A 17,391-nucleotide genomic window follows, 5' to 3' on the forward strand; every position below is an offset into this window, starting at 1 on the left:
AATTTCTTAATCTCGTTCAAGTAAGGAAAGAAACGACTGTAATACCGGGGAAATCCATCTAGATTTATGATAGATTACATGACTTTGAATAACGGATGGAGTTTCGATAGGCTGAAAACATAGTTGTTCTTTTTGGCAACTTTCTTGTACAACGATATAAGGAAGAATTGAAATGCCTAACTCACACATGACGGATTGTTTAATGACTTCAACATTGGAAGTTTCAAATGTTTTATCTGGAATATTCCTGCTTTGACGTAAAAAACGATCTACCATTGGCCTATAGCCGCAGCTTTGTTCTGTAAAAATGAACTGGGTGTCCTGTAATAACTGGAATGGATTTGTATGTGCAGCGGAATAAGCTGGTAAAATCCATCCAAATGTTTCATTACTAAAAGTTCGCGTAATAAAATCATTATGTTCTATACTTTCTCCAATTATGAAGACAACGTCTGTTTCTCCTTCACGTAATTTTTGCAATGCTTGTTCATTTGTGTTTGTTTCAAGTACGATATTTACGTTCGGATTTTTCTGTTTGTAAGTACGTAATAACTTTGGTAATCGGTATACCGCTAATGATTCATTAGATGTAATACTTAATGTACCTTCTAAATAATCTGTATTTTGGGGGATTTCTTGCGCTTTTTCATATATTGAAAGTAATTCTAATGCATAAGGATGAAATTGATGACCTGCTTTTGTAAGTAGCACTTTTTTCCCTAACCGATCGAAAAGAGGAATATGTAAATCGTTCTCTAAAGCTTTCATATGTGCTGTAACAGTAGATTGCGCATAACCTAGCGCATGCGCAGCTTTAGAAAAATTACCATACTTCACAATGGCGCAAAATGTTTTAACATGTCTCATTTCCATAAGCGATCCCTCTTTTATTATCATGATTTGTGAATGATTATATCATGTATTTTAATTTTCCAAATGATTAAATTCTGTATAAAATGAAATTGTAGAAATATTCATTCAAGTGATATTGGAGGAGAAAAGATGATCAAAAAGGGCTATCATGTAGCTGTTGTTGGGGCTACAGGTGCGGTAGGGAAAAAAATTATTGAACTGTTAGAGAATGAAATGAAGTTTAATATAGTTGAAGTTACATTGCTTTCGTCAAAACGATCCGCTGGTAAGAAAGTAAGATTCAAAGGACGAGAGATAATTATACAAGAGGCAAAAACAACTAGCTTTGAAGGTGTAGATATTGCCTTTTTTAGCGCTGGGGGAGAAGTATCTAGACAATTTGTAACTCATGCAGTTTCTAGTGGTGCGATTGTAATTGATAACACAAGTGAGTACCGAATGGCGCAAGATGTACCGCTCGTTGTTCCGGAAGTGAATGCGCACACTTTAAAACAGCATAAAGGTATCATTGCAGTTCCAAATTGTTCAGCATTACAGATGGTAACAGCACTTCAGCCGATTCGAAAATCATTCGGTTTAGAAAGAATTATAGTTTCAACATATCAAGCTGTATCGGGTTCTGGAATTCATGCGATTCATGAATTACAAGAGCAGGCTAAGTCTATGCTTGCTGGTGAAGAAGTGAAAAGTAATATATTACCGGCGAAAAAAGATAAAAAACATTACCCAATAGCGTTTAATGTACTGCCTCAAGTAGATATATTTACAGACAATGATTTTACTTTTGAAGAAGTAAAAATGATTCAAGAAACGAAAAAAATATTAGAAGATGAAAACCTGAAAATGGCAGCTACTTGTGTACGTGTTCCAGTTGTATCAGGGCATTCAGAATCGGTTTATATAGAACTGGAAAAAGAAGCAACCGTTGCGGAAATCAAGGAAGTACTAATGGATGCACCAGGTGTTATTTTGCAGGATAACCCTAGTGAACAGCTGTATCCAATGCCGTTATATGCAGAAGGGAAAATAGATACATTTGTGGGAAGAATACGTAAAGATCCTGATACGCCAAACGGATTCCACCTCTGGATTGTTTCCGATAATTTATTAAAAGGTGCGGCTTGGAATTCAGTTCAAATCGCAGAGACTTTAGTGGAAAAGGGGATACTTTAATATAGTTTGAAAAACTGGGAAATCGTTAATGATTTCCCGGTTTTTATTTCATAATGTTTTTTTATATTTCGCCCAACTTTAATTTAAATTAGTCGTTATTGAATTTTTATAAATATCTACTTTATGTGCAGTGAAGCGTAATGTTTTAGATTCTGCATGAATTGTAAGGTTAATAATAATCGATAACGGCATTTCGACCGCTTTCACAATATCTTCTATAGCAATATACTCATTTTCTGTTTCGTTATAATAAACAACAGAACGAATTACTGCCTCGTTATTTTCAATGTCAATTTCACACATCATAGGGAATTTTTCACCATTATGGAAGAATAGTTCGCCTAGTACGATTGAACCGTTTAACTCCTCTGTAAAATTAGTAGTTGTTGCTGGTTTTACCCATGTTTCGTCATATTCTTCATTTTCCTCTTCATCTATTGCCCATTCCCATATGGGGTTTTGTTTTAGGTCTTCAATAGTTAAATCATCAATTGGTTTGCAACTACTCATACATAAATTCTCCTTTTATTTTGATAAATAAGTTTTTTGATTTCATGAATTAGATGATTGCTTATAAGTGGGTTCAAGAAAGTATCTTGCTCATTTGATATCCAAACTACTTTATTTTGAAATCAAGCTATTACAGCAATATTAACAAAACTTTAATTGTCTAGTAAATAATCATTAGTTGAGATTTTGAACCGGGAGGGTGTTAAGGAAAGACAGTAAAAAACATCAAGAATGAATAAAGTTTAATTGGTATGATATGGATAAATTCAATAAGGGGGAGTTAGATGTATCAAGTAAAGGGGTATTTTTCATCGCTCAAAGGAAGTCATTATGAAATTGGTAAGCAACAAGGTGAATTTGTGAAACAACATTCTTATCTTATTCCGCAATTTATAGAGCAAGAAAACTTAATATCGCATAACCATTGGACAGAATCTAGAAATATATTAAATCAATATTGTTCTGGAATTAATGAAGAAATTGAAGGTTTTTGTGAAGTGTTGAAAATTCCTGCTAAAAATATGATGTATTATTATCAAACGTTATTAAAAGCAGGTTGTAGTCATTGTGCAGTATTACCTAAAAAGACCGATTTAGAGCACACATATGTATTAAGGAATTATGATTTGTCACCAGTAATAGATGATATGCGTTTTTGCTCGACGCATGTTGAAGGTGCGTATGCACATAGTGGTTTTTCTACTCAATATTTTGGTCGAACAGAAGGGGTTAACGAACATGGATTATCTGTTACATTTTCAGCATGTGGTCAACCAGTAGGAAACATTGCAGGTTTAAGAAAGCCAATGGTAAATGGTTTACAATGTTTTGCGGTAATTCGATTGTTGTTGGAGAAATGTAAAAATGTGCAGGAAGCTAAGTCACTTATAGAAGAAATACCAATTGCTAGTAATATTAATTTAATAGTAGCTGATCTTTTAAACGCAGCACACATTGAAATATTTGACGGTCATAAATCCACAACAACGATTGATGGTGACAACCAAGCTTTTATTGTATCAACAAACCATGCAGTTAGTTCATCAATTCAGAAATTAAATAATAGGAAATTAGAACAATCTACAAAGAGATATCACGTTTTACATGAGCATTTAAATAGATATGAACAAGTGAGCATAGAGTCTTTAAAAGAGTTAGTAGAAGAAGAATATCCTGATGGACTAACTGTACATAACTATGAAGAATGGTTTGGAACTTTACATTCTGTATTATTCGATTTACATGATCGTACAATGAAGATTTGTTTCGGTTCACCACTTTTAAACGACTGGTACTCATTGAAAGTTGGAGGAAGTATGCCGTTTTCTGAGGTGAACGTGAACTTTAAAAATAAAACTTATACTGACTTTTGGAAGGAAGATAAGAATGAATTGATACCTAAAAGATAAATGGGATAAGATGGTGATGTAAAGAGTGCGTTTATACTGGAGGGATTACAAATGCTAAAAGTTATGTTACCATTTGTTCTTATCTTTTTTCTTATTATTGCGATGTATATTGCTTATCAAAAGAGAAAAAAATCTGGGATAAAAGGATTGAAAAGTGCGTTAACTTCTATTTGCTTCTTTTCACTTGCAATCTTAAATATGTTTGCATATTGGTTTCATTTTGGCGGTGCTTTTACTTGGTTATTTTCAATTGTATTATTGCTAGTTGGTGCATATTTTACAAAATATATTCCAATATCTAAAAGGGTACATTAAAGTTTATAGGAGTTAAATATAATGTTTACTTTGTTTTGAAAAGAGATTATTCTACTAGATCGTTGTGAAACGGTTTCATAGGATAATCTCTTTTGTTTAGTTTTGGAAAGAACGTACTGTGATTTTTAGTTGCTCAATAAATTCTCGAGTTGCAGCACACATATATTTATCTTTTCTATAAATTAGCCCTATTTCAATTGTTGGAGTAGGGGTTTCTATTTTAATAGATTGAATGTTTTTATTTTGTAAAAAGTCTATATATGGTTTGGGTAACACTGTAATTCCCATTCCTTTGGAAACCATTTGGATTAAAGATTCCATCGTACTAATTTCTAAAATTGGCCTTGGTTTAAAGTTGAATTTTTGACAATGAGATGTAATTAGTTCGGTTAAAAAGAAATTTTTAGGTAAAAGAATTAAAGGGTAGTTCTGTAATTCAGCAATAGATACATGATTACGTTCAGCTAATCGATGACCAGTGGGCACGACTAATGTAAGATCGCTTTTGTATAGAGGGATGGAGATAATCCCTTTATCTTGCACCGGGAGAAATGTAATTCCAATATCTAGTTCGTTTTGTAATAATTTTTCACGAATATCTCCTGTACGAAGCCCTAATACAGAAAGCTCTATATTGGGATATAAATTATTAAAATTTAAAATAGCTGGTGGTAGTAAATAATTTACGACGGTTAACAAAGCCCCTATTGTTAAGGAACCTTGCTGTAATCCGTTTAGGTCTTGAATAGCTGAACGAGCTTGTTCGACTTCATGAAAAATGGTTTTACTATGTGATAATAAAATCTTCCCTGCTTCAGTTAAAGATATTTTTTTACCAATTCGATCGAAAAGTGGCATTCCTACTTCATGCTCTAATGCACGTATTTGTTGACTTAGAGAAGGCTGTGAAATATTTAATTTCTCAGCTGCTTTTGTGAAATGTAATTCTTTTGAAACAGCTAAAAAGTATTCAAGTTGTCGTAATTCGATTGTAATCACCTCAAGTATAATAATAGGTTATACCTATCATTATTATATAAATAATTGAATTGAACAATGATTTTAGAGATTTTATAATCATCTTTATATAACAGAGAGGTTTGTAAAAATTAATCGAGAGAAAATACATGTAACACCTTTAAAGGAGGAAATAGAATGGCTAATGAATATCGATTATTATCTTTAAATATAGGATTACCAAAAGAGGTTACATACGGCGGAAAGGTAATTCATACAGGCATAAATAAGAAACAAGTAAAAGAACCGGTATATTTATCCTTTGTAAAATTTAATGGGGATGGACAAGCTGACTTAGTTCATCATGGAGGAGTAGATAAAGCAGTTTGTGTTTATACTGGTGATCACTATCCATACTGGGAAAAAGAATTGAATCAAGATCTTGTATATGGGGCTTTCGGAGAAAATATAACAGTTAGTGGTATGCGCGAAGAGGATGTTTGTATTGGTGATACGTTTGAGCTAGGACAGGCAATCGTACAGGTAACACAGCCAAGGCAACCTTGTTTTAAATTAGCAAAAAAATATAATATTCCAAAGTTACCACTATATTTTCAAGAAACAGGATATACAGGATTTTATTTTCGTGTATTAAAAGAAGGATGGGTATCAGCAGTCGATACCTTAAAAAAACTACAGTCTGATCCAAAAGGTGTTTCAGTAGCGTTTGCTAATCGTATCATGCATAAGGAAAAACAAAATATTGAAGGGGTAAAAAGGATATTAGAAGTAAATGCACTTTCAAATAGTTGGAGAAAGTCTTTTGAAAAGCGTATAAGTGGAGAAGAAATTAATACGAAGGAAAGACTTGAAGGGATAAAAGAATAAAAATATTTTATTATAAATAGTGTATTTCTATTAGTAAAAGCTAATTAGAAAGCGCTATTTTTATATAATAAACTAATTAATATCCAGAAATCTTAATATTGTTTTATTCGACTTATTTTCAAATAGTCAAAACATAAAATTAATTAGACTTTTTTTTTATGTTTTATGATAGTATATTGATTGGTAAGACCTCTATTTTTAAGAGTAGGTCATATAAGTATATCTAATTTAATGGAATTTAATATTTGGAGGTACAACATGGGGAATGTTGAAAAATTGGCAAGTCTTCTAATAGAAGAACCGAAAAGAGAGCAGTTATTTCCTTTATTTGAAGAAGTGTTTGGAATTAAAACTCAAACATTGAATGATTTTTCGGATAAAGGATATTGGGATGATACATATAAAGCTTTATCGTTTTTACAAGAAGATAAAGTGATTGCAAATGTTGCGGCATTTTCACTCCCATTATTAATTAATGGTGAAAAAATAAATGCAGCGGGTATTCAATCAGTAATGACACACCCTAATTTCCGTAGACAAGGGCTAATGACACAATTAATGGGTAAAATGATAGAAGAAATTGATAAGAAATGTGACTGTGCATTATTGTTTACAGAAAAACCTGAACTATATACAGCATTTGGGTTTAAAGTTGTGCAGGAATATTTGATGACTATACCATATGATAAAAATATTAATAATAACGATTCACTACTTAAAAAGTTAGATTTCTATAATATAGAGAATAGACAGTTAATACATGAAACTATTGATAGTAGCCAAAGACTTTCAAATAGTTTTTCAACTTTAAACTTCCATCCTTCATTTTATTTGAATATGTATGATTCGGAATGGAATGAGAAATTGTATTATTCAGAGAAACTAGATGCTCTAATCGTTTATGAAGTAGACAATGAAAAGTTGAAATTATTTGGAGTATTTGCGCCAGTACTTCCGGTTTTAGATGAATTATGTGGAGAAATCAATGAAAGGTTTACGGAAATCGAATTTTATTTTTCTCCGGATCAATTAGGGGTTGAGGATGTACAGTTTACAGAATTACAGTCTAGCAAGTATTTAATGGTTCGAGGTGATAAAGAGTTAGATTTTAAAGGTTATAAATTCCCAGTATTAGCGGAGTTTTAAATGACTATATAAATGCTTTATTATGGAGGAGCTATGAATATATCGTATATACCAGAACGTATTGAGCAACTCACTATAATGAATGTACCTGAGTACTATAAGATTAATGATAATCATGCGTTTATTGTCCGTTCGAAAGCAGAAACCGATTTTTGGCTTAAAACACATTATGGTTTTGAAGTAATGAATGGTCATGTATTTTATAATGAGATGATGACAGACTTTCAAGCTGAAGTTCAGTTACGTATGAATCCAAATTCAAAATTCGATCAAGCAGGTCTTTTTGTTATGATTTCGGAGAACTGTTGGCTAAAAACATCTTTAGAATATATCCCTGAAGGGCCATCTCACTTAGGTGCTGTCGTAACGAATAATGGATATTCTGACTGGTCAACGCAAGATTATCCAACTGAAGCAGCTAAGCAACAACTTTGTTTTCGAATTATTCGAAAACGCGGTGATTATACAATATATGTGAAAAAGAGCCATCAATGGGAACAAATAAGAATCGCTCATTTAATGGAGGATATAGGGAATGAGCCTATTAAAATAGGTTTTTACACGTGTAGTCCTTCTAAAAATAAGGGATTTGAGACTGAGTTTTTAAATTTTACAATTGAAGAAATATAGATGAAAAACCGTATTCTTTTCATTAAGAATGCGGTTTTTGTATTTACATAATATAAAGCACATTTATTGACCAGAAAGTCATTAATACTTATCATTTAATAATGTTAAATATTAATTTACATAATATAATAGAAGTAATGAAGAAATTACAAAATATATCGCTTAAATAAGGAGGGATATGAATTATTCAGTGGTAATTTCATGGGAAAAGGAGATTATGTATGAAATCATTTCGTAAGTTATTACAGTATTTAAAACCATACATGTTCTTCGCTATTATTGGGCCGCTATTTATGGTACTTGAGGTTGCGATGGACTTAATTCAACCGACTATTATGCAACATATCATTGATGTTGGGATTGCAAATCGGGATTTAAATTATGTAATAAAAATGGGGCTTCTTATGATAGGAGCAGCAGCACTCGGTTTAGTTGGAGGGCTTGGGTGTATGATGTATTCTACAAAAGCAGCTGTTAATTTCGCTACAGACATACGAAAAGATGTGTTTGCGAAAATAGAAACATTTTCTAGTAATAATCGGGACTCATTTGGAACAGGTAAATTATTAACGATCGTAACAAATGATATCACTTCTATTCAATCGGCAATGACGATGACATTACGTGTTCTGGTTCGTGGTCCACTGTTATTTATCGGAAGTATAATTATTGTTTTTGTAACAGCGCGAGAGTTATTTCCAATATTACTTGTAGTTGTTCCGATTTTATTACTTGCGATTATTTTAATTGCAAGTAAAGCAAGTGGTACATTTAAAAAGGTGCAAGAGGCATTGGACAAAGTGAATACAAAGTTACAAGAAAATTTATCTGGTGTGCGTGTTATAAAAGCGTATGTAAGACAAAAATACGAAATCGCTCAATTTGGAAATATAAATACAAATTTAACGAAGATAAATATTCGAGCTGTGCAACTTATTTCTTTAATGATGCCAATCATTATGCTAGTTGTAAGTGGCGGGATTGTCGCAACATTATGGATTGGTGGAGAAAAAGTATTCAATGGAACGCTTCAAGTAGGAGCGATTTTGGCATTTATTAATTACTTGAATATCATTTTAATGTCACTTATGTCGATTAGCATGGTATTTATTCAAATTGCGCGAGCTTTTCCATCTGCGGAGCGTGTACAGCAAGTGTTAAATACCGAGGTTGATATTATAAGCGAAGCGAATGCGATCGAACCTGAGAAAATCGAGGGGAATATCGAATTTAAAAATGTTAGTTATAGCTATACGAAAAATAATGAATACGTTTTAAAAGATATTTCGTTTAGCATACAAAAAGGTGAAAAAGTAGGGATTATTGGATCAACTGGAAGTGGTAAATCTACCTTAGCGAAACTGTTACCACGTCTATATGATGTGGATCAAGGTGAAATATGTATAGATGGAATAAATGTTAAAACATATGATTTGCAAAAACTCCGTGCTTCAATAGGGTTTGTACCTCAGAAGGCATTGTTGTTCTCAGGTAGTATAGAAGAGAATTTACGTTATGGTAAAGAAGATGCAACACATGATGAGCTGGAAGTAGCAGCTGCATCAGCTTGTGCGACTGAGTTTATCAATAAGCTGGAAGAATCTTATCAATATAATTTAACACAAGGTGCGACAAATCTATCAGGTGGACAAAAACAACGTGTATCAATTGCAAGGGCACTTGTGAGAAAACCGCCGATTCTCATATTAGATGATTCTACATCAGCAGTTGATGCGAAATCAGAAGCTACTATTCAAACAGCTTTAAAAACAAAATATAAAGGCACAACGACTTTATTAATTGCGTCCAAAATTTCTTCCATAATGGATGCGGATAAAATACTTGTATTAGATAATGGTGAATTAGTTGGCAATGGTACACATGAACAATTATTAGAACAAAGTGAGGTTTATCAGGAAATTTATCTTTCCCAAGGTGGTAATTTGCATAAAGGAGGTGGGGAAGAACATGCGTAATTTTCAAGGGCAATTTGCTAATAAAGGTGGACGAAACACGCCAAAGATGGGGAAAGCTAAAAATGCTCAAGGAACTGTAATGCGGATATGGAACTATATGGGCTACCAAAAAGCTGCTCTTATGTTTGTTATATTTCTAGTCGTTGTTACTACTTTACTTGGATTATTAGGTCCCTATTTTATGGGGGTCATTATAGATCAATATATTGTACCGAAAGATTTAAGTGGTACAGCAAGAATGTGTATGTTACTTATCGCGATTTACGGTGTAACTGTACTTTTAACATGGTTACAAACATTTGTCATGATTAACGTTGCATTAAAAACAATTCAAAAAATACGACAAGATATTTTTGAGAAAATCCAAACGCTTTCTTTACGGTTCTTTGATGTGCGTTCCCAAGGTGATTTAATGAGCCGTGTGACAAATGATATAGATAATTTGAATCAAGCTTTGACACAAAGTGTTGTACAAATTATTTCATCAGCGTTAACTTTTATAGGTGTAACGATTGCGATGTTCGCTTTAAATTGGATTTTAGCAATTGTAACTTTAATTACAGTACCTATTATGTTTTACGTTACAAAAAAACTAGTTGCATATAGTGGTAAAAACTTTGCGAAGCGTCAAAAAGATTTAGGTGAATTAAATGGATTTATTGAGGAAGCAATTACAGGTGCGGATGTTACAACGTTGTATGGAAAAGAAAAAGAAACTGTCCAAAATTTCAATAAAATTAATGAACAGCTAAGAGTTTCAGCTACGAAGGCTGATACATTTTCAGCTTTTATTTTTCCAAGTATGAACTTTATTAATAACTTAGGTATGGGGCTTGTCATTGGGACTGGATCAGTTATGGTCTTAAACGGAATGACAACAGTAGGAGTTATTGCGGCTTTTATTAATTATTCTCGTCAATTCTCAAGACCGCTAAGTCAATTTGCGACTTTAATGAATACAATTCAAGCGGCAGTTGCTGGTGGAGAACGTGTTTTTGAGATTATGGATGAGGTACCAGAAATTCAAAATAAAAAAGACGCATTTGTTGTACAAAATTTACAAGGGCATGTTACACTTGAGCATGTTTCATTTGGCTACGCAGAAAATAAAACAATTTTAAAAGAAGTGAGTCTTAAAGCGCAGCCAGGAGAGACAATTGCTTTAGTTGGTCCGACTGGATCAGGGAAAACAACAATCATTAATTTGTTAACTCGCTTTTACGATATACAGCAAGGACAAATTCATATTGATGGAAAAGATATAAAAGATTATGATATTAATTCTTTACGAAGTAAAATTGGAGTAGTTTTACAGGATACGTATTTATTTGCTGGTTCAATTATGGATAATATCCGTTATGGACGCTTAGATGCTACTGATGAAGAAGTTATCACTGCAGCTAAGGCAGCATCTGCACATTCTTTTATTAAGCATTTGCCAAATCAATATGAAACAGAAATTGCTTCAGAAGGATCGAATTTAAGTCAAGGACAAAAACAACTTCTTGCGATTGCACGAGCAATTTTAGCAGATGCAGATATATTAATTCTCGATGAAGCGACATCTAATATTGACACAAGAACAGAATTACAAATACAAGCAGGACTAAATAATTTAATGAGAGGTCGCACAAGTTTTGTGATCGCTCACCGACTTAAAACAATTGAAAAAGCAGATCAAATCCTTGTTATAAAGGATGGGGGAATTTTAGAAAGAGGGGATCATGAATCTCTCATGGAAGATAAAGGGTTTTATTTTGATTTGTATACGAGCCAATTTAAAATTTAATATAAAAAATGAGGTTTCTCTAGAAAAGAGAAGCCTCATTTTTTATATTTGTAAATTTTATGAATCACTTTTCTAACCAAATTAATTATCCGACCTGAAAAATACTTATACTTGCAGATACATTTGTTAAAGAGCCACCATCACTATTTGAGAGAGTGATAGTACCTGCTGAAGAGGTGTTATTTATTAAAGTCAATGTTGAAGGAACAACTGTTACGGTAAAAGCAGCAGTACCTTGATTTATTGTATGTGGTGACCCCGTACCAAAACGTCCACCTGAAATTGGTGTACCATTTAGTTCGAGGGAGAATTGGTTTTCGCGAGAAGCTTGTAATTGAAACTCTGCTACATATGTTCCTAGTGTATTAATTATAATATTTCCAGTACCTGTGATGTGGCTAAGGGCAGTTCCTGTTATAGGTCCATTTGTGTTAAAAGTAACATTACTTCCTACTGCAATTGATTGGTTAGTAGTATCAAAAACATATAGATAGTTTGTTAATCCTACACTAGCCGCCCCAGTAGGCCCGGTGGAACCGGTAGAGCCAGTATGTCCAGTAGCCCCAGTAGAACCGGTGAAGCCAGTAGGCCCGGTGGAACCAGTGAAGCCAGTGGAACCGGTAGAGCCAGTAGCCCCAGTAGTTCCAGTAGCCCCAGTAGAGCCAGTAGAGCCAGTAGAGCCAGTAGAGCCAGTAGAGCCAGTAGAACCAGTAAGTCCAGTGGAACCAGTAGGCCCAGTAGAGCCAGTAGCCCCGGTAGGTCCAGTGGAACCAGTAGGTCCAGTGGAGCCGGTAGAACCAGTGGAGCCAGTAGCCCCAGTAGCCCCAGTAGTTCCAGTAGCCCCGGTAGGTCCAGTGGAGCCAGTAGCCCCAGTAGTTCCAGTAGCCCCGGTAGGTCCAGTGGAGCCAGTAAGTCCAGTGGAGCCAGTAGAGCCAGTAGCCCCGGTAGGTCCAGTAGGAGAATGTGGGAGAATAATACGGTTAATATCTAAAAGTGAAAAGTTAATGAACATATCTTTGTTTTGATAATCTATCGAAATCACCTCACTAGCATGTTTAAAGAAATAGTAAAGTAATAATTTTTATAGGTATTTCATTTCTATATTATTAATGCAACTTATTTTGGAAACAGTAAATAGCTATCATGACTATAGGGTATTAATTTTTAACCTAAATTTTAATAAAACCTTTATTAAAGATAAAGAGCGCTTTTAAAGGCGCTCTGAGACAAGTTTCATGTTGAAAAAGGGAATTGAGGATATTATGTGCATACTGTTTTAGAATGTTGTAAATTTTTAATTAAAAATAAAAAGATCTTATAAAAATTTAAAATTTGTATTTTTAGATAGTCACCATACAATAAAATATGCTTGTTTGATATAAATGTGTGTCAAATTTACCAAAATATATTTTGGCATGCATAAGAAAATTAAAATACTTTGTTAGCAAATAATAGCGGCTTCAGTGACAGATGGTAGAAAGAGTTTACGTGGTATTGTAATAATCTCAAGCGCAATTTGCGTTGAATATAGGAGTATTGGAGTTAAATCTAAAGCGAGTGTTAAAAGTATTATGAAGCTTGTAAGAATTACAAAACTACCCCAAAAGAAACTTTTTGAAGTGTTGCGGAAATCTTTTATTAAGGAAAAGAAAGAAAAAGATGCGGTAACAATAAGAATGAAAATTTTATACTTATCAGACATTATAACCCTCCAAAAGAACAGTAACTTATATTATACCGTATTTTTCAATATTATTATAAAAAGATTTTAAAGTGAATAATAAGAAAAAAATAAAGCCATAACTTAAAACATTAGTTTAGGTTCTATTGTTTGAATTCTTTATTTTAGAAGGTATATAATCTGAAATTGAAAATTTTCCAAATGAATTACCATTTTTTATTTCTGATCCAACATCAGGTGCTCAATGAAATGGTATGAAAGATTATAGGCTGGTGGTACGACATTAAATAAGAGGAATCTGCGTGCAGCAAGAGTCCTAGCTCAGATTTCTACTAGAGAAAAGTATTTAGTTGGAGTTGATATGTTAATAAAAAACGGATGGATGTGGAAACTAAATATTCATGACATTAAGGATAAAGGTCAGGAAATATAATTTGGTATTCTGGGAATAACCGGAGGTCCGTAGTTAAAGTTGCATAGAATTTGTATTTTGTTTCTAATTTTTCAATTGTTGTTAAGTGATGAGAACCTAGTCCACGCTGTACACTATGTTGAGAAAGAGTCGGCCCAATTTGTAATTTTCGTTTTTTCATTGCATCGTTCCATGGACTATAAAAAAATTTAAAAATAAAAGCAGGTTCTATGTAAATGTTATAAGGATAATGCGAACCATGTCTCCCGACTCTATAGTTCCCGTGCGAATTATTGTGAATTAATCTACCGTTAAGATATAGTTGATTTGGATTAGGTTGAATTATTATTCCATGGTAACGTTGTTTAACAAGCGGAGAACTATATCTTGGATTAGTGTAGCCATAAGTCGGATCATCAATCATCATAATCATTCTTATTGAAAACATATTGCCGCCCATAGTGTTAAGTGATTTGAAAAATTGTTCTTTATTATAACAGCACAGGAATTCTGTCGTATTTAATACCATTTTCCATCCTGTAAGTTCTCTTTCAATTTCCATAACTTCTTGATCAACTAAATAAGCATCAAATTCGAGTGATTTTGAGTTTCGTATTTCCCAATTAGGAGCGAATATTTTACAGATTTCAACTGACCGATCAGTGGATCCACGGTTAATGAGAATGCCGTGATCAAATAGCTTTGTATGGTGCATTAACCACCATGGAAGTAAATATTCTTCATTGTAAAAATGAGAAATTAAAGTAGTCTTAATCAAAATCACCTCCGTATTTAACCTGCTTCTTATTTAATATGATATGGAAGGAAACCTATTGTTAGAAGGTTTCCTCTTAAAAGTTTTAAAACATATAGGGTATGTGGATGGATTAGTATATAAAGTAGTCTGATTGATGAAGAGTGGTATTAAAAAGTACAAAATCTAAAATGAGCATCGAATTAGTGTATAACGATTGAAACGGCACTGAAAACTAATAATACGGCCATAATGATGTTAAATAATTGGTTATGTTTTACTAATAATTTTTGGAATATTGAACCAAATAAACTCCAACTAAATGTACTCATTAAACCGACTACACCTAGAAATAATGAAAAAAGTATAAAACTTGAATATGAATTGTAGTAAGGGAGTATGAAAGTCGATACTACAGTCAGTCCGAATAAAATCCCTTTAGGATTAACGAATTGAAGAGAAATCCCAACTGTGAATAAGTTTTTATTATCTTTTTCAACGGGATTCGTACTGCTTTTACTAGTAAGTATTTTAATAGCTAAATATAACATATACGCTACACCTAAAATTTTTAAAGGGAATTCGATTATGGGTAAGATATTAAGTAGTACAACATTAAAGAAACTACATAAAGAAGTGAGGATGAAAAAACCAAAAGCTACTCCGAAGCAAAACTTCATGCTTCTTTTTAATCCGTGTTGATTTGCGTATGTCATCGCTAAAAAATTGTTAGGACCAGGTGTGAAGCTACTTATAAATACAAATAACAAAAAAGAAAATATAGGCATTTGGACCCCCCTAATTATTTGTGTGTTATAATGACCGAAAAGAACAATATAACGTGCGCTTTTTATTATACATAACGGTCGTTATATTGTATAGAGTGTAGGGGTGTGTTTTATGGAAGAAATTCAACTTATCCTGGCTAAAAATTTAAAAACAATACGAGAAAAAGAAAAATTAAGTTTAGAAAAAGTTTCCCAATTAACGGGTGTGAGTAAAACGATGATTGGACAAATTGAAAGAGGGGAATCAAGCCCGACACTAACAACAATATGGAAAATTGCAAATGGCTTGAAAGTTTCTTTTACTTCTTTAATCAACAATCCTCAGCCTGATACGAAAGTGATTTTAAGAAAGGATATTCAAGTATTGTCTGAAGACAATGGAAAATATAAAGTGTATCCTTCTTTCCCTTTTCAAGATGATAGACATTTTGAAATGTATATAGTGGAAATAGAAACAGAAGGGAAATTAAGTTCAGAAGGGCATAAAGAAGGCGCAGAAGAATTTATAACGGTATTTGAAGGTGAATTGACAGTAAAAGTGAATAACTGTCAATATAAATTAAATAGTGGAGATTCAATTCGTTTTAAGGCCGATAGATCACACTCTTATTATAATTTAGGGAAATCTTTGACTCGATTAAGCATGACAATTTATTATCCAACTGCATAAGTTTACATTTATAGTAACAAAAGATAAAACCATCTATAAGAGATGGTTTTTATTTTTTATCATTCACAAAAAAAGACACTCATCTGAGTGTCAACATAGTATTGCTCTCGCGTATAGGATTGGAGTACGTTTCTCAAATACGTATTGAGATGGTTCGTAAAAGAGAAACTGTCTTCATATTTAATGTAACATCGGTGGAAGTCAGTGTAAATTGATAATATATATACGGAAAATTTAGTATAGATAGTTTCTACTATGAATATAGTGCAATTTGTTCTTTAATGCGCCATCACTTTTATGAAATAATTGGGAGGTTTTTATCATGATAGACTTAGTATTTAATAATGTTTATTAGAAAAAGAATGAATCATTTTTTAATCGATTCGTATAATTGTTAGAGAGGCACCTGTTGAACCACCTCCAACCAAATTAACGATGTATAATACGCCGAATAATTGAAGGGAAATTGTATTATCGGCAATTAAATTATTGTTATAATTTGAAGTCGATATAGCGGGAGAAAAAATAGAACCAGGAAGTGGAGTAGAAGCGTTTAATAGTAGTCTTGTTCCAGCGAGTAGAGCAGTTGTCGTATTAACTTGATAGGTTAAATAATATCTTCCGGTTACAGGAATTGTAAATATATCGTTTGAGGCGTTAACTGTAAAATTACCGAGGCTTTGGTTATTAGAAAGAGGAATATTAGTTCCACCTATTATCACAGAGATGGGACCACCTAATGTATTATTAGCGAACATAGAGTTTGTTGTAACTATTGACCCAGTATTTCCGGTAGGTCCAGTACTTCCGGTAGGTCCAGTACTTCCAGTGGACCCAGTACTTCCGGTAGGTCCAGTACTTCCGGTAGACCCAGTACTTCCGGTAGGTCCAGTACTTCCAGTAGGTCCAGTAAGTCTGTATGGAAGAATAATTTCAAGAGCTATTGATACTAGTTCTTCTATTCTTTTTTCATTTTTATCTTGAATTTAAATCACCTCATTTTTAAATTAGAATGCAATAAGTTTCGTGTTTTTGGAATGAAACTATCATTTTATTATATTAATAGTAGTAGTTAAAGCAACGGTAAAATGTTTAGTAACTGTATGAATCATTTGGAAAGAAAAAAGAATAGTTATGAAAGTATTCCTTAATAATAGACTCATACTTATGTAAGTTAATTAAAAATATGTGGAATGAGGAATTAAATTGAAGCGGAATGATAAATTATCAATAAATAAAGGTAAGATAGAACCTGAGAATATTGGACCTACATTTCCAGCTCTTCCACCAATATATATTCCAACAGGAGCAACAGGAGCAACAGGAGCAACAGGAGCAACAGGAGCAACAGGAGCAACAGGAGCAACAGGAGCAACAGGAGCAACAGGAGCAACAGGAGCAACAGGAGCAACAGGAGCAA

18 protein-coding genes are annotated in these 17,391 nt (G+C 33.1%); 10 read left to right on the top strand and 8 right to left on the bottom strand.

The features are described from left to right. Nucleotides 1–6: 6 nt before the first annotated feature. Nucleotides 7–873 (bottom strand): LysR family transcriptional regulator, encoded by an 867-nt coding sequence (locus ACTFP3_RS08245; RefSeq protein WP_266002622.1) that lies wholly within the window; start codon nucleotides 871–873, stop codon nucleotides 7–9. Nucleotides 874–1,002: 129 nt separating this feature from the next. Between ACTFP3_RS08245 and ACTFP3_RS08250 the strand changes: the two genes are divergently transcribed. Beyond that, a complete protein-coding gene (locus ACTFP3_RS08250; RefSeq protein WP_440009958.1) occupies nucleotides 1,003–2,046 on the top strand; it encodes an aspartate-semialdehyde dehydrogenase in 1,044 nt (347 codons plus the stop codon). A 78-nt stretch (nucleotides 2,047–2,124) separates the two neighbouring features. Here the strand turns inward: ACTFP3_RS08250 and ACTFP3_RS08255 are convergent, their stop codons facing one another. Continuing rightward, complete coding sequence (locus tag ACTFP3_RS08255) at nucleotides 2,125–2,556, bottom strand: hypothetical protein (RefSeq protein ID WP_266002625.1); 432 nt, start codon at nucleotides 2,554–2,556, stop codon at nucleotides 2,125–2,127. A 284-nt stretch (nucleotides 2,557–2,840) separates the two neighbouring features. Here ACTFP3_RS08255 and ACTFP3_RS08260 point away from each other — a divergent pair, with 284 nt between their 5' ends. Both ACTFP3_RS08260 and ACTFP3_RS08265 read left to right on the top strand, forming a co-directional pair. After that, entirely contained in the window at nucleotides 2,841–3,965 is a 1,125-nt protein-coding gene (locus ACTFP3_RS08260; RefSeq protein ID WP_440009960.1) for a C45 family autoproteolytic acyltransferase/hydolase, read from the top strand. Nucleotides 3,966–4,016: 51 nt separating this feature from the next. Then, nucleotides 4,017–4,280 (top strand): hypothetical protein, encoded by a 264-nt coding sequence (locus ACTFP3_RS08265; RefSeq protein ID WP_000921854.1) that lies wholly within the window; start codon nucleotides 4,017–4,019, stop codon nucleotides 4,278–4,280. 96 nt (nucleotides 4,281–4,376) lie between these two features. Here the strand turns inward: ACTFP3_RS08265 and ACTFP3_RS08270 are convergent, their stop codons facing one another. Continuing rightward, complete coding sequence (locus tag ACTFP3_RS08270; RefSeq protein ID WP_440009962.1) at nucleotides 4,377–5,279, bottom strand: LysR family transcriptional regulator; 903 nt, start codon at nucleotides 5,277–5,279, stop codon at nucleotides 4,377–4,379. Between the two features lie 156 nt (nucleotides 5,280–5,435). Here ACTFP3_RS08270 and ACTFP3_RS08275 point away from each other — a divergent pair, with 156 nt between their 5' ends. The 5 genes from ACTFP3_RS08275 to ACTFP3_RS08295 all read left to right on the top strand — a co-directional run bounded on the left by ACTFP3_RS08275 (nucleotide 5,436) and on the right by ACTFP3_RS08295 (nucleotide 11,666). Next, nucleotides 5,436–6,125, top strand: a complete 690-nt coding sequence (locus tag ACTFP3_RS08275; protein WP_266002634.1) for an MOSC domain-containing protein — start codon at nucleotides 5,436–5,438, stop codon at nucleotides 6,123–6,125. 258 nt (nucleotides 6,126–6,383) lie between these two features. Further along, entirely contained in the window at nucleotides 6,384–7,271 is an 888-nt protein-coding gene (locus ACTFP3_RS08280; RefSeq protein WP_000528663.1) for a GNAT family N-acetyltransferase, read from the top strand. A 33-nt stretch (nucleotides 7,272–7,304) separates the two neighbouring features. After that, a complete protein-coding gene (locus ACTFP3_RS08285) occupies nucleotides 7,305–7,901 on the top strand; it encodes a DUF1349 domain-containing protein (RefSeq protein WP_001027679.1) in 597 nt (198 codons plus the stop codon). Between the two features lie 221 nt (nucleotides 7,902–8,122). Further along, nucleotides 8,123–9,877: an ABC transporter ATP-binding protein gene (locus tag ACTFP3_RS08290; protein ID WP_440009966.1), complete on the top strand. Its 1,755-nt coding sequence runs from the start codon at nucleotides 8,123–8,125 to the stop codon at nucleotides 9,875–9,877. Further along, the gene (locus ACTFP3_RS08295; protein ID WP_069604354.1) at nucleotides 9,870–11,666 is read left to right on the top strand and encodes an ABC transporter ATP-binding protein; all 1,797 of its coding nucleotides are present in this window, start codon (nucleotides 9,870–9,872) and stop codon (nucleotides 11,664–11,666) included. Before ACTFP3_RS08290 ends, ACTFP3_RS08295 begins: the two co-directional genes overlap by 8 nt. Before the next feature lie 85 nt (nucleotides 11,667–11,751). On the opposite strand, the gene ACTFP3_RS08300 is transcribed toward ACTFP3_RS08295, so the two are convergent. The 4 genes from ACTFP3_RS08300 to ACTFP3_RS08315 form a co-directional block, all read right to left on the bottom strand. Continuing rightward, nucleotides 11,752–12,678: a collagen-like protein gene (locus tag ACTFP3_RS08300; protein WP_440010011.1), complete on the bottom strand. Its 927-nt coding sequence runs from the start codon at nucleotides 12,676–12,678 to the stop codon at nucleotides 11,752–11,754. Nucleotides 12,679–13,107: 429 nt separating this feature from the next. Continuing rightward, the gene (locus ACTFP3_RS08305; protein ID WP_033692642.1) at nucleotides 13,108–13,368 is read right to left on the bottom strand and encodes a hypothetical protein; all 261 of its coding nucleotides are present in this window, start codon (nucleotides 13,366–13,368) and stop codon (nucleotides 13,108–13,110) included. Nucleotides 13,369–13,754: 386 nt separating this feature from the next. After that, complete coding sequence (locus ACTFP3_RS08310) at nucleotides 13,755–14,537, bottom strand: glycosyltransferase family 2 protein (protein WP_033692643.1); 783 nt, start codon at nucleotides 14,535–14,537, stop codon at nucleotides 13,755–13,757. 179 nt (nucleotides 14,538–14,716) lie between these two features. After that, on the bottom strand, nucleotides 14,717–15,301 hold the full coding sequence (locus ACTFP3_RS08315) for a LysE family transporter (RefSeq protein WP_001121284.1): 585 nt from the start codon (nucleotides 15,299–15,301) through the stop codon (nucleotides 14,717–14,719). A 112-nt stretch (nucleotides 15,302–15,413) separates the two neighbouring features. Between ACTFP3_RS08315 and ACTFP3_RS08320 the strand changes: the two genes are divergently transcribed. After that, nucleotides 15,414–15,971: a helix-turn-helix domain-containing protein gene (locus ACTFP3_RS08320; protein ID WP_440009971.1), complete on the top strand. Its 558-nt coding sequence runs from the start codon at nucleotides 15,414–15,416 to the stop codon at nucleotides 15,969–15,971. Nucleotides 15,972–16,345: 374 nt separating this feature from the next. Here ACTFP3_RS08320 and ACTFP3_RS08325 read toward each other — a convergent pair whose 3' ends face one another. Further along, on the bottom strand, nucleotides 16,346–16,957 hold the full coding sequence (locus ACTFP3_RS08325) for a BclA C-terminal domain-containing protein (RefSeq protein ID WP_078993325.1): 612 nt from the start codon (nucleotides 16,955–16,957) through the stop codon (nucleotides 16,346–16,348). A 220-nt stretch (nucleotides 16,958–17,177) separates the two neighbouring features. Between ACTFP3_RS08325 and ACTFP3_RS08330 the strand changes: the two genes are divergently transcribed. Beyond that, the coding region (locus ACTFP3_RS08330; protein ID WP_440009973.1) for an exosporium leader peptide-containing protein at nucleotides 17,178–17,391 on the top strand (214 nt) is incomplete at its 3' end.

The sequence above is a fragment of the Bacillus cereus group sp. MYBK5-2 genome, assembly GCF_051915685.1.
In the GTDB taxonomy this organism is placed as follows: domain Bacteria; phylum Bacillota; class Bacilli; order Bacillales; family Bacillaceae_G; genus Bacillus_A; species Bacillus_A cereus.